Genomic DNA, 12521 nt, shown 5'->3' on the forward strand with positions numbered 1-12521 from the left:
CCAGGCCACAATTGCGCGGTGCGCAAGCCACGTATCGACCCCGTCCGCTGGCAACCTCCACCGTCGCGCCCGCTGCCGCCGCCGGATCCGGCGCCGGAGCTGCGGCTGGTCCCGATTCCCGGCACCGCGCCCGAGGACGTCGTGGCCGCCGCCGACGGCACCATCTGGACCGGCGTCGAAGACGGCCGGATCATCGCCGTCGGCGCGGACGGCACGGCGCCGCGGGTGGTGACCGACACCGGCGGGCGCCCGCTGGGACTGGCCTTCACCGGCGACGGGCGGCTGCTGATCTGCGACAGCCACCGCGGCCTGCTGCGCTATGACCCGCAGACCGCGCAGCTGGAGACCCTGGTGAGCGAAGTGGCCGGAAAGCCGCTGACATTCTGCTCCAATGCTGTCGAGTGCTCGGACGGCACAATCTATTTCACCGAATCGACCAGCCGGTTCCGCTACGAGCATTACAAGGGCTCGGTGATCGAGGCCCGCGGCAGCGGATCCCTGCTGCGGCGCGATCCCGACGGCACAGTCAGCGTGCTGGTGACCGGGCTGCACTTCGCCAACGGCGTCACCCTGACTGCCGACGAATCGGCTGTGGTGTTCGCCGAGAGCACCGGGCGGCGGCTGTCCAAGTATTGGCTGACCGGCCCCCGCCGGGGTTGCATCACCCCGTTGGCCGATGACCTGCCCGGTCATCCCGACAACATCTCCACCGGGAGCGACGGCCGGATCTGGGTGGCCATGGTCTCGGATCGCAACGCGCTCTCGGACTGGCTGAGCCCCCGCGCCCCGATACTGCGCCAACTGATGTGGCTGGCGCTGCCCTACCGCTGGCTGCCCGATCCGACCCCGGTGGTGTGGGTCGTCGGGTTCGACGCCGTCGACGGGCGGGTGCTCGCCCAGTTCCGCACCGAACACCCGGACTTCGGACTGGCCACCGGGGTGGTGGAAAGCGACGGCCGGCTCTGGCTGGGCCGGATCGCGGGCCCGGGCCTGGCGTATTTCCAGCTGTAACCTCCTGCTGTAACTTGCGCCCCACCAGCCACAGCGTGGCTTCCCGGTTTTACCCCCGTCGTCGCCTAGCCTGCACACACGATGACTTTCCTACGCTCGTTATCGGCCGTGGTGGCGGTGGGTTTCCTGGTCACCGGCGCTCCCCTGGCGATGGCAGATCCCACCCCGGGCCTCAACGCCGGGACGGCCGGCTGCCCATACCGGGTCAGCACCCCGCCGGCCGTGGACGCCTCCGAGGTACCGCAGGCCGGTGATCCCCCGCTGCCGTTGCCGGTACCGGCCACCCCGGTCGGCGGCGACGCCCTGGCCGGCTGCGGGATCGTGGTGGCACCGGGTACCCCGCCGGTGCCCGGCGACGTCTCCGCGGAGGCGTGGCTGGTGGCCGATCTGGACAGTGGCGCGGTGATCGCCGCGCGCGATCCGCATGGGCGGCACCGGCCCGCGAGTGTGATCAAGGTGCTCACAGCCATGGCGTCGCTCAACGAGCTGGACCCCAACGCCGTCGTGATCGGCACCCAGGAAGACGCCAACGCCGAGGGCACCCGGGTCGGCGTCGGCCCCGGCGGCCGCTTCACCGTCAACCAGTTGCTGCACGGCCTGCTGATGGGGTCCGGCAACGACGCCGCGCACGCCCTGGCCGTCCAACTGGGCGGGATGGATGTGGCGCTGCACAAGATCAACACCCTGGCCGCCCGGCTCGGCGGCCGCGACACCCGCGCCGCCACCCCCTCCGGGCTGGATGGGCCGGGCATGAGCACCTCGGCCTACGACATGGGCTTGTTCTACCGCTATGCCTGGAACAATCCGGCGTTCGCCAACATCGTCGCGACGCGCACCTTCGACTTCCCCGGCTACGAGGACACGCCCGGCTACCAACTCGAGAACGACAACCAGCTGCTCTACAACTACCCCGGCGCCCTGGGCGGCAAGACCGGCTACACCGACGACGCCGGACAGACGTTCGTCGGCGCCGCCACCCGCGACGGGCGCCGCCTGGTAGCGGTGCTGCTGCGCGGTACCCGCCAACCGATCCCGCCCTGGCAGCAAGCCGCCCAACTGCTCGACTACGGCTTCTCCGTGCCGTCCGGCACCCGGGTCGGGACGCTGATCGAGCCGGACCCGGCGCTGGTGGCGCCGCGCAGCCCGGCCGAGGTCCCCAGCCCGCAGGCCATGGCGCTGGGCCCGTCCGACGACTCCGTGCCGGTGCGCGTCGGGGTGGGCATCGTCGGGACCGTCATCGTGTTCGCGCTCATCATGGGAGCCCGGGCGGTGAACCGCCGCCCCGGTAGGGGCCCGGCGTGGTGATCAGGGCACTACGGATCTTCGGCTGGCTCGCCGGGCTGCTGCTGATCGGGATCGGGGTCAGCCGGATGGCGTTCTCGCTGGACGCCATTCCGGACGCCCAAGCCGTCAACGCGACCGTGGACAGCGAGAGCCGGGCGGCCGGCGCGCTGCTCATCGGTTTCGGGGTCGGCTACCTCGAGGCGTTCCGGCGCTGCCCCATCCCAGCCGGAGCCGTTCGCCTGCTGGCGGCCACCATGGCCCTGCTCGGGGTGTCCCGGCTGATGTCGATGGCCGATGTCGGCATGCCGCATCCGGTCTTCATCGTCTCCTGTGCCGTCGAGTTCGCCGCGGCGGGGCTGACCTACTGGTACGCGACGCTGGCCGAGCCTCCGGTGCCGCAGCGTCGGTAACCGACCGCATCACCTACCGTGAGCCAGATGGGCCGAATCGCCGAACTGCGCCGCTCCTCGCCGCTGGCGTTGCTGGTGGGTGTGGCGGCCGCCAGCGTCGGGATCATCTACGGCTACGACCTGTCCAACATCGCCGGCGCCCTGCTGTTCATCGAGGCCGATTTCGGAGTCTCGGCCGCACAGCAGGAGATGATCACCACGGCCACGGTGCTCGGCGAGATCGGCGGCGCGATGGCCGGTGGCTGGCTGGCCAACGCGATCGGCCGCAAGCGTTCGATGGTGTTGGTGGCCATCGGCTACGCGGTCTTCGCGATATTGGGGGCGGCAGCCACGTCGGTGTCGACGCTGACAGTGGCGCGACTGCTGCTCGGCATCACCATCGGGGTGTCGGTGGTGGTGGTCCCGGTGTTCGTGGCCGAGTCGGCGCCGGCCCACGCCCGCGGCGCCCTGCTGGTCGCCTACGGGGTGGCCACCGTGATCGGGATCATCGCCGGCTACCTGGTCGCCTACCTGTACGCCGGAACCGGCAACTGGCGGGCGATGCTGGGCCTGGCCGCGGTGCCCGCCGTGCTGGTGACCTGCATGCTGACCCGCATTCCCGACACCGCCCGCTGGTATCTGCTCAAGGGCCGCGTCGAGGACGCCGAACGGACCCTGCGCAGGATCGAACCCGGCGCCGACGCACGCCGCGAGCTGGCGGAGATCAGCCGGACCCTGCGCGCCGAACAGTCCGGCGGTCTCGGCGTGCTGCGCGAGATGCTGCGGCCGCCCTACCTGCGGGCGACGTTGTTCGTGGTGACGCTGGGGTTCTTCATCCAGATCACCGGGATCAACGCGATCGTCTACTACAGCCCCCGACTGTTCGAGAAGATGGGATTTCATGGCGATTTCGCGCTGCTGATCCTGCCGGCGCTGATACAGGTCGCCGCACTGGCGGCGATGATCGTGTCGCTGACGATCATCGACCGGGTGGGCCGGCGACCGATCCTGCTGTCGGGGATCGCCGCCATGGTCGCCGCGAACCTGGTGCTGGTCGCGGTGTTCGCCGCCGGCGAGGCGTTCGGCGCGGCCGCCGCGGCGATCAAGTTCGGCGGGGTGCTGCTGTTCACCGTCGGCTACACCTTCGGATTCGGTTCGCTGGTCTGGGTCTACGCCGGGGAAAGCCTGCCGGCGCGAATGCGGTCGCTGGGATCCTCGGCGATGCTGACCTCCGACCTGGTGGCCAATGCGATGGTCGCCGCCGTGTTTTTGACCATGCTCAACGCGCTGGGGGGAGCCGGGACCTTCGCGGTCTTCGGCGGGTTGGCGCTACTGAGCCTGATATTCGTCTACCGCTGCGCCCCGGAGACCAAAGGCCGCCAGCTCGAAGACATCCGGCATTTCTGGGAGAACGACGGACGGTGGCCGCCGGAGCAGCCCGGCGTCCTCCTCGCCGAGGGGCAGGCCCCGGCGTGACCGTTATCGCGGCCGGCGCGGTGGTGCTCGGCGACCGGGTGCACCGGCCGGGTTGGCTGTCGGTGCTCGACGGGCGCATCGTGGCCTGCGGGTCCGGCCGGCCGCCGACCGGGCCGGACTTCGAGCTGGTTGATCGGGTGGTGGTGCCGGGCTTCGTCGATATGCACTGCCACGGCGGCGCTGGCGTCTCCTACGCCGACGCCCCGGATCGGGCGGCGGCGCTGCATGCCGCCCACGGCACCACCGGCGGGCTGGCCAGCCTGGTGACGGCCGGCCCGGATGCTCTGTTGGCCCAGGTCCGCCGCCTGGCGGCGGCCACCGCCCGCGGGGTGGTCGACGGGATCCACCTGGAGGGCCCCTGGCTGAGCCGGCTGCACTGCGGTGCGCATGACAGCGCACAGCTGCGGGCCCCGACCGACGCCGAGGTCGATGCGTTGCTGGCCGCCGGCGACGGCGCCATCCGGATGGTCACCCTGGCCCCCGAACTGCCCGGCGCCATCGCCACCATCGGTCGCCTCGTCGAGGCGGGAATCGTTGTGGCGGTGGGTCATACCGATGCGGACTATGAGCTGACCCAGGCGGCGGTCGACGCCGGCGCGACCGTCGGCACGCATCTGTTCAACGCGATGCGGGCACTGCATCATCGGCAGCCGGGACCGGTACCGGCGTTGTTGGACGACCCCCGGGTCACCGTCGAGCTGATCGCCGACGGCGTGCACCTGCACCCGGGCGCGATCCGGCACGTCGTGGCGACCGCCGGTCCGGACCGGGTCGCCCTGGTCACCGATGCCATGGCCGCCGCCGGCGCCGGCGACGGCGCGTTCAGTCTGGGCGGGCTCGCCGTCGACGTCGCCGACGGAGTGGCCCGGCTGCGCGGCACCGCCACGATCGCGGGCAGCACCGCCACCATGGACCGGTTGTTCGCGACCGCTGTGCGCCTGCTCGGAGCAGACGACGCGGCGCTGGCCGGCGCGGTGCGGATGACCTCGGCCACCCCGGCACGCGCCATCGGGCTGCACCGGACCGGTGTGCTGGCCACCGGTCGCGACGCCGACCTGGTGGTACTGGACCGGGATTGGCGGGTCTGTCAGGTGATGCGGCGCGGGGCCTGGCTGAGTTAGGCTGCGGCGATGAGCGAACCGACCGTCACCCACGACAACCGGCAGTTCCAGATCATCGTTGACGGCGAACAGGCCGGGTTCGCCGACTACATCGAGAACGGCGACCAGCGAATCTTCCATCACACCGTGGTCGAGAAGGAGTTCGGGGGACGCGGGCTGGCCGGCACCCTGATCGGTGCCGCCCTCGACGACACCCGGGCAGCCGGCAAACGCGTGGTCCCGACGTGTTCGTTCGTGGCCGGTTATATCGCCAAACACCCGCAGTACGCCGACCTCGTGGACCCGGCGGCCGATTAGTCGACGTCGGCACCGGCCCGGCGGCCTCAACCCCTGCGGCGCTCCGTCGATGTCGCCGCCCACGCGGTGGAGAACAGGACGAGCCGGGCGGTGATATAGGCGAACACCAACAGGCCCAGCACCGGTCCGAAGACCGCGCCGGCCGGTCCGTTGATCACCGACTGCAGATACACCGAGCCGGCCTGCTTGAACAGCTCATAGCCCACCGCGGCGATGGCACCGGCCTCCATGGCGCTGTGCAGGCTCACCGATTCGCGGGGCAACCGGGCGATCATCCAGGTGAACAGCAGCCAGGACACGCCCGCCGCCATCATCAACGACGCCACCCGCAGCAGCCCGCCCAACAGCGTGAAGTCGGGAACCCCTATCCAGCGCAAGACATTTCGCATCAGCTTCGGGTCGGCCAGGGCGGTCAACGCGAGGGTGACCAGCATGGCGCCGAAGGCCCACACCATGGCAAGCAGGTCGGACAGCTTCGAGGAGACGAAACCCGGCTTGTCCGAACGCTTCTCCCACATCGCCGAGAGAGCCTCACGGAGGTTGGAGATCCAAGTCAGGCCCACCCACCCGGCGGCCGCCAAACCGATCAGTCCCACCGACGCACGTGAGGCGATCGCACTGTCCATCAGGGTGACCAGCTCGGTACCGAACTCGCCGGGAATGGAGTGCTTGATCCGGCGCTCGACTTCGTCGAGCACCTCGGGCCGCCGCGACAACAGGAAGCCGCCGACGGAGAACCCCACCATCGCCAGCGGGAACAGCGCGAAGATGGTGTAGTAGCTCATCCCGGCGGCGAAGAAGTTGCCCTGGCACTCGTCGTAGCGTTCCTGAGCACGCACCACGTGATCCAGCCACCGGTAGCGCGACCGCAGCCGGGCCAGAAGGCCCGGCTCGGAGCGGTCGGTCACGGCTTTACTCATGCCGGCGGCGGAAGGAACCCGACCCGGTCGTACACCCGCTCGATGGTCGCGGTGGCCACCGCACGCGCCCGTTGGGCCCCGGCCGCGAGCACGGCCTGCAGCTCGGCGGGATCGGCGAGCAACTCGTCTACCCGCGCTTTGATCGGCGTGACGAATTCGGCCACCGCCTCTGCGGTCTCTTTCTTCAGGTCGCCGTAGCCGCGGCCTTCATAGCCGCGCACCAGGGTGTCGATGTCGGAGCCGGTGACCGCGGCCTGAATGGTCAGCAGGTTCGACACGCCCGGCTTGGCCTGCGGGTCGTAGCGGATCTCACGCTCGGAGTCGGTGACCGCCGAACGAATCTTCTTGGCGCTCCTGGCCGGATCGTCGAGCAGGCTGATCAGGCCGGCATCGGTGGCAGCCGATTTGCTCATCTTGGCGGTGGGATCCTGCAGGTCGTAAATCTTGGCGGTGGCCTTGGGGATCATCACTTCGGGAACGACGAAGGTGTCGGGGAACCGTGCGTTGAAGCGCTGCGCCACGTCGCGGGCGAGCTCGAGGTGCTGGCGCTGGTCCTCGCCCACCGGCACCAGTTCGGCGTTGTAGGCCAGCACATCGGCGGCCTGCAGCACCGGGTAGGTGAACAGACCCACGGTGGTGGAGTCGGCGCCCTGTTTCTGCGACTTGTCTTTGAACTGCGTCATCCGCGAGGCCTGACCGAACCCGGTGAAACAGCCCAGCACCCAGGCGAGCTCGGCGTGAGCCGGTACGTGGCTCTGCACGAAGATGGTGCTGCGTGCCGGGTCGATTCCCAGCGCCAGGTACTGGGCGGCCGTCACCAGGGTGCGCCGGCGCAGCGTGGCGGGGTCCTGCGGCACGGTGATCGCATGCAGGTCGACGACACAGAAGAATGCCTCGTTGTCGTCCTGCAGGCCGGTCCACTGGGCGACCGCACCGAGGGCGTTGCCCAGGTGAAGCGAGTCGGAGGTGGGCTGGACACCGGAGAATACGACGGGGCGCGACGGGCTAGTGCTCATGATCGCTTGATCCTGTCACGCCGGGGTCTGACCGGCCGCACAGTGGTAACAGAGCAGGCGCTCTGTTACCGTGAGCCGGTGCCCCGCCCGCGCGTCTACGACCACGACCGGGTGCTCGACGCCGTCGAGTCCCTCGCCGCGCGGTCCGGCCCCGCCGCGGTGACCATTCGCGCGGTCAGTGCCGACACCGGCGCCTCCAACGGCGCGGTCTATCACGCGTTCGGATCCCGCGCCGGGCTCATCGCCGCCGCGTGGCTGCGGGCCGCCCGGCGCTTCCTGGCGGTCCAGGGCGAGCTCATCGGCGGCGCCTCGGACCCCCATGCGGCGGTGATCGCCGCGGCCGAGGCTCCGGCAGTGTTCGCCGAACGCCATCCCGACGCCTGCGCGCTGCTCTTCGCGATTCGGCGCGACGAGCTGGCCGACGACACCCTGCCCGCCGCGCTGGGCGAGCAACTGCGCAGCATCGGCAGCGAGTTCGTCGGTGTGCTCATCGCGCTGGCGGACGCCTTGTGGAAGCGCCGCGACGCCACCGCCGTCGACACCATCACCACCTGTGTGGTCGACTTGCCGACGGCCGTCATCGTGAACCGAAACCGACTGGGCAGCAATGCCGCCCGAGCCCACCTGCAGGCGGCGGTCCGCGCCGTGCTGTCGGTCGGGCCACCCCACAGAGAGGAACCCGCGAAGTGGACCTGAGCTATGACGACACCATCGCCGTACTGAACCTCGGCGACGACGAAAACCGGTTCTCCCCCGACTTCCTCGACGAAATCGATCGCGTCCTCGACGACGTGCTGGCCGCCAACGCCGCGGGGAAGGCGCACGGCCTGGTCACCACGGCCGGCGGCAAGTTCTACACCAACGGCCTGGACCTGGACTGGCTGATGGCCAACGGAGAGCGCACCGGGTGGTACGTCGGACGGGTGCAGGCCCTGCTGGCGCGCGTACTGACCCTGCCCATGCCGACCGCGGCGGCCGTCGTCGGCCACGCCTTCGGGGCCGGCGCCATGCTGGCACTGGCCCACGACTTCCGGGTGATGCGCGCCGACCGCGGCTTCTTCTGCCTGCCCGAGGTCGACATCCGGATCCCGTTCACCCCGGGAATGGCGGCGTTGATCCAGGCCAAGCTCGACCCGCAGGCGCAGGTGGCGTCGATGACCACCGGTCGCCGGTTCGGCGGGGTGGACGCCGAACGGTTCGCGATCGTGGACGCCACCGCCGGCCAAGGCGCGGTGACCCCGGCCGCGGTCGAGGTGCTGCGGCCGCTGATGGGCAAGGACCCGGGCACACTCGGCGCGATCAAGGCCACCATGTTCGGCCCGGCCGTGGCGGCCCTGACATCCTGAGGCCTCAGCCCGCTTCCAGCCGGGCGCGGACCGCCGCGAGACGTTGCGCAAGCTCGGCTTCGCCGATCACCCCCCGGGCGATCAGCGAGTGCGCCAGCGCTACCAGCTGGCTCTCCGGGAACGGCAACTGCCGATAGCGGGTCGCCGACAGGACGTCCTCCTCGTCGCGGCGGTCCTGGAAGCCGAAGTCCCCGGCATCGAGGGCATCGCACATCCCATCGAGACTGGTCTTCCACGGCGGCAAGGGGTTTTCGACGCCGTACTTGGCCGCCATGACAGGCCAGGACTGGGTGCTTTCGGCGATCTCGGCCAAGGTCGCGATGACCTCAGCAGCCACCTCAGGCTGCCGACCGGAGACGGCGGAGTTCACGACGGCGCACCGCTGCCGGCGACCGGGTTGTTCGCCGGGCGGGTCTTGGTGATGACGTTGCGGCTCACCCCGGGCCTGGGCAACGCGACACCGATCAGGCAGTCCCGCGTGATGATCTCGGCGAGTTGGTCCTCGGTCCAGCCCTCGGTTCCCGCCGGCCGCATCGGCATCACCATGAAGCGGTGCTTCTGGTTGGAATCCTCCACCCGAACTTCGACGTCCTCGCCGAGTTCGAGCCCGAACTCGGAGAGCACCTGCCGCGGCCAGCGCACGATCCGGCGCCGGTAATTCGGGGTGCGGTACCACTCGGGGGAGTTCCCGAGGATCGGCCGCGGATAGCACGAGCACAGCGAGCAGACGATGACATGGTGCACGGCGGGGGTGTCTTCGAGGATGTGGAACGCGACGAAGTCGCTGGGCGTGCCGAACCCGGTGGGTTCAAGCCAGTCCACACCCACCTGTTTGCATGCGGCGATCGGGTCAGCCAGAGCCGCGGCTTTGAAATCCGGGTCGACCCAAGCCTTGGCGACCAGACGGGCGGCCGCGGTCGGGCCGATGTTCTCGGCGTACTCGGTGAGATGGCGATGCTGTTCGGCGGTGAACAACCCCTTTTCGATACACAGTTCACGCAGCGCGATCTCCAGGACTTCGAAGTCGGTGATCTCTTCGACCATCGGCTTGACCGTGCGGGCGTGATCGTGATCGTGATCGTGATCGGGCATGGTCGGGCCTTTCGGTCGCAGGTGTTAGGCCGGCTCCAACCAGCGTTCGGGAAGTTCGGTCTGCAGGCTGTCGTGGGCCGGCCCGGTGTAGGAATCCCACAATTCGGTCTGGTTGAACCGCACGATGTAGAACCACTCAGGTCGGGCGTCCTCGCGGGCCCACGATTCGTCCTCGGGGGCCGGGCTCTCGTAGGCGACTTCGGCGATCGTGCCCGTGGCGCCCCGCACGTATTCGGGGGTGCGGGTGTAGAACATCACCGGCAGATTCCGCACCCGGACCCGATCACCGAGCGAAAAGCGCGCCGGGGCGGCGAGCCCGGCGAACTTCTGCGGATCGCCGATGCCCACCGCGTCCTGGTGGTGCTTATTGCGGGCGACGGCGGAACCGTCGCCTTCGCAGCGGGGCTGGGCATCCACATGGGCACCGGCCGGCAGCCCGGCCAACCGGTCATACACCTGGGCCAGGCGCTGAGTCAGCTCACCGGAAGTGATGTGCTTCTTCTCGATCAGCACGCGGCCCACCGACCACAGCCAACGGGCGTAGTAGGGCAGCCCGAGATACACCGCCCGGCCTACGTCGACGTTGCCGATGCGCCGGCGTTCCTCAGAGACCCAGATCCCGCGCCACCCGAGCGTTTCGCACATGACGTAGGTCATCAGTTCCCAGCGCTCTTCCTCCTTGTTCTCGAAGACCCCCGGGGCGGCCGGTTCCCCACCGACGTCGTGGCTGGTCTTGAGATAGGCCCAGTAGTGATCCCGGCTGACCTGATCCGGCATGGGCCATTCCGGATCCTCCGGAAAGGTAACGCGCAGCCTGGATAGCAACGAGAGCTGTTCTTCGCGTTCGGCAGCTTTTCCCATGGGCGATCCTCGATACCGGTCGCCGGCCGCATTGACTACGGCCCACGGCCACACTTGTCACGCGCTGATCCCACAGCATAACCCGCGAGACGGGCCGGGATAAAGGTTCGTTCGGCCGGCTCAGCCGCAGGTGATGCGGCTGCCGGTCCGGTCCAGCGGATCCGGTCCCAAGCCGAGGAACTCCGACCGCAGCCGGTCCCACAGCTCAAGTTGCTCCCACGCCGGTTCGGCCCGGATCTGCTGATCGTTGGTCAGGAACGGGTTCGGCAGCAGCACCGTCATCATCTGTTCGTCGCGTCCGTTGAACAGCCGCACCCCCCACGACGAGGGATCGCCGTCGCGCCCGAAGAAGCGGTACAGCTCCGCGCGGGAACATTGGCGGATCTTCCGTAGTTCCCGGGGCGCCCCGACGTGGTTGCCGATACACAGATGGAAGTGCCAGCGGCCGAAGTCGACGGTGGCGTACCCGTCGGCCACCGAGATCTTCTTGGGCGCGTTCGGGGCGACCACCTCCCACGCGGCACCCTGGATGATGGTCCCGAACCAGATCTCGTCCCAGTACTCGTCGAAGCACAGGTGCAACAGCTTCAGAAGGTCGGCCTTGCCGACCGGAAGCGGCCAAATATGTTCTGTGCCACCGCCTTCGGCTTCCACAATGGCGGGTTCGACGAGCTGAGTCTGGGTCATGTCGATCCACCTCTTCTGTCCGGTCGACAGCACGCTGAAGGCGTACCGGCCAGGACAGTCAGGCGCGCCGCTCACTCCCCGGTCGGCGGCCCTTTCACAGTACCGAAACCGGTGGCCGGACCGTGGGCGTATCGGGCGAGTTCGCACCCAAGCTAGGTCAACCGCTCGGTGAGGAATGCCACCACGCGCTTGCGTGCCTCGTAGGCGGGGTGGCCGTCGACCTCGCGGACCTGATCGGTGAGCACCGAGTGCGCCATCCGGGAAAGCCCGTCGGGGTTGCCCGGCGAGGAGTCGATGTCGATCACCTCGAAGGCGTCCCCGAGTCGCGCCTTGAGCGTCGCGAAGCGGTCGCGCGGCGCCATCTTGTCCTCGCTGAACCGCAGGCCCAGCGCGCACAGCCCGTCGTTGGCGGCCCGGTCGGCGACCCGGTCCAACTCCGCCGCACTGAGTCCGGGGTCGCGGCGCTGCCGCGGTGTCAGCGGAATCGGCGCCGAGGGCTGGCTGAGCACCGGAGCCAGCACGGCGTCGTCGACGGCGGCGGCCAGCGCGAAGCCGCCGGTCAGGCACTGCCCGATCACTCCCACACCGTTACCCGGGGTCTTGGCGTTGAGGTCTCGGGCCAGCGCCCGCAGGAACTGGGTCACCGGCCGCTGCTTGTCGGTGGCGAATGCGGCGAATTCCCTTGCCACACAGGCTCGCGTGAGTGTGGCCAACGTATAGCCGGGGGTGATCGCCTTGCCCGGGCGACCGAACAGTGACGGGATGGCGACAGTGAACCCGTTGTCCACCAAGTAATTTCCCAGGGCCAGCACCCCCGGGTGCGCCCCCGGAATCTCGGGGATCAGCACCACCCCGGGACCCTCGCCCCTGCGGTACACGTCGTGGGTGAACTCGCCGCCGGTGAACGACTCGGCGACCCATCCGGTCAGGTCTGCTTGGGGTGCACTCATTGGCCCTGTGCCCTTTCTCGGCCGGCGTCCGCGGCCCGAGTGTTAGGGTATCGGCGCGAAGCGCCAGGCAC

At 69.5% G+C, this 12521-nt stretch carries 15 protein-coding genes; 8 read left to right on the plus strand and 7 right to left on the minus strand.

All coding sequences use genetic code 11. The features are described from left to right. Positions 1-18 precede the first annotated feature (18 nt). The 6 genes from G6N14_RS12745 to G6N14_RS12770 all read left to right on the plus strand — a co-directional run bounded on the left by G6N14_RS12745 (position 19) and on the right by G6N14_RS12770 (position 5578). On the plus strand, positions 19-1011 hold the full coding sequence (locus G6N14_RS12745) for an SMP-30/gluconolactonase/LRE family protein (RefSeq protein ID WP_085135119.1): 993 nt from the start codon (positions 19-21) through the stop codon (positions 1009-1011). Positions 1012-1092: 81 nt separating this feature from the next. Next, entirely contained in the window at positions 1093-2316 is a 1224-nt protein-coding gene (locus G6N14_RS12750) for a D-alanyl-D-alanine carboxypeptidase family protein (RefSeq protein WP_085135120.1), read from the plus strand. Beyond that, a complete protein-coding gene (locus G6N14_RS12755; protein WP_085135121.1) occupies positions 2310-2705 on the plus strand; it encodes a DUF4345 domain-containing protein in 396 nt (131 codons plus the stop codon). The genes G6N14_RS12750 and G6N14_RS12755 overlap by 7 nt, the downstream gene beginning before the upstream one ends. Before the next feature lie 45 nt (positions 2706-2750). Next, positions 2751-4160 carry a sugar porter family MFS transporter gene (locus G6N14_RS12760; protein WP_456085367.1) on the plus strand — a complete coding sequence of 470 codons (1410 nt, stop codon included), beginning with the start codon at positions 2751-2753 and terminating at the stop codon, positions 4158-4160. Further along, positions 4157-5281, plus strand: a complete 1125-nt coding sequence (nagA, locus tag G6N14_RS12765; RefSeq protein ID WP_085135123.1) for an N-acetylglucosamine-6-phosphate deacetylase — start codon at positions 4157-4159, stop codon at positions 5279-5281. Before G6N14_RS12760 ends, nagA begins: the two co-directional genes overlap by 4 nt. A gap of 9 nt (positions 5282-5290) precedes the next feature. Then, positions 5291-5578, plus strand: coding sequence for a GNAT family N-acetyltransferase (locus tag G6N14_RS12770; protein ID WP_085135124.1), 288 nt, complete (start codon positions 5291-5293; stop codon positions 5576-5578). A 26-nt stretch (positions 5579-5604) separates the two neighbouring features. Here G6N14_RS12770 and yhjD read toward each other — a convergent pair whose 3' ends face one another. Both yhjD and trpS read right to left on the minus strand, forming a co-directional pair. Next, positions 5605-6498, minus strand: a complete 894-nt coding sequence (yhjD, locus tag G6N14_RS12775) for an inner membrane protein YhjD (protein ID WP_085135125.1) — start codon at positions 6496-6498, stop codon at positions 5605-5607. Further along, positions 6495-7514, minus strand: a complete 1020-nt coding sequence (gene trpS / locus G6N14_RS12780) for a tryptophan--tRNA ligase (protein ID WP_085135126.1) — start codon at positions 7512-7514, stop codon at positions 6495-6497. The genes yhjD and trpS overlap by 4 nt, the downstream gene beginning before the upstream one ends. A gap of 78 nt (positions 7515-7592) precedes the next feature. Here trpS and G6N14_RS12785 point away from each other — a divergent pair, with 78 nt between their 5' ends. Both G6N14_RS12785 and G6N14_RS12790 read left to right on the plus strand, forming a co-directional pair. Continuing rightward, positions 7593-8210, plus strand: coding sequence for a TetR/AcrR family transcriptional regulator (locus tag G6N14_RS12785; RefSeq protein WP_085135127.1), 618 nt, complete (start codon positions 7593-7595; stop codon positions 8208-8210). Further along, positions 8201-8860, plus strand: a complete 660-nt coding sequence (locus tag G6N14_RS12790) for an enoyl-CoA hydratase-related protein (RefSeq protein ID WP_085135128.1) — start codon at positions 8201-8203, stop codon at positions 8858-8860. Before G6N14_RS12785 ends, G6N14_RS12790 begins: the two co-directional genes overlap by 10 nt. A 4-nt stretch (positions 8861-8864) precedes the next feature. Here the strand turns inward: G6N14_RS12790 and G6N14_RS12795 are convergent, their stop codons facing one another. From G6N14_RS12795 to G6N14_RS12815, 5 genes are all read right to left on the minus strand, one after another. Then, positions 8865-9134 (minus strand): thiocyanate hydrolase, encoded by a 270-nt coding sequence (locus tag G6N14_RS12795; RefSeq protein WP_109559765.1) that lies wholly within the window; start codon positions 9132-9134, stop codon positions 8865-8867. A 92-nt stretch (positions 9135-9226) separates the two neighbouring features. Beyond that, positions 9227-9952, minus strand: coding sequence for a thiocyanate hydrolase subunit gamma (gene scnC / locus G6N14_RS12800; protein ID WP_085135129.1), 726 nt, complete (start codon positions 9950-9952; stop codon positions 9227-9229). A 24-nt stretch (positions 9953-9976) separates the two neighbouring features. After that, positions 9977-10813, minus strand: coding sequence for an SH3-like domain-containing protein (locus G6N14_RS12805; protein WP_085135130.1), 837 nt, complete (start codon positions 10811-10813; stop codon positions 9977-9979). A gap of 120 nt (positions 10814-10933) precedes the next feature. Further along, positions 10934-11500 carry a DUF7676 family protein gene (locus tag G6N14_RS12810; RefSeq protein WP_085135131.1) on the minus strand — a complete coding sequence of 189 codons (567 nt, stop codon included), beginning with the start codon at positions 11498-11500 and terminating at the stop codon, positions 10934-10936. A 152-nt stretch (positions 11501-11652) separates the two neighbouring features. Further along, positions 11653-12450, minus strand: coding sequence for a dienelactone hydrolase family protein (locus G6N14_RS12815; RefSeq protein WP_085135132.1), 798 nt, complete (start codon positions 12448-12450; stop codon positions 11653-11655). Between the last annotated feature and the right edge of the window lie 71 nt (positions 12451-12521).

The organism is Mycolicibacter hiberniae (assembly GCF_010729485.1).
Lineage (GTDB): Bacteria > Actinomycetota > Actinomycetes > Mycobacteriales > Mycobacteriaceae > Mycobacterium > Mycobacterium hiberniae.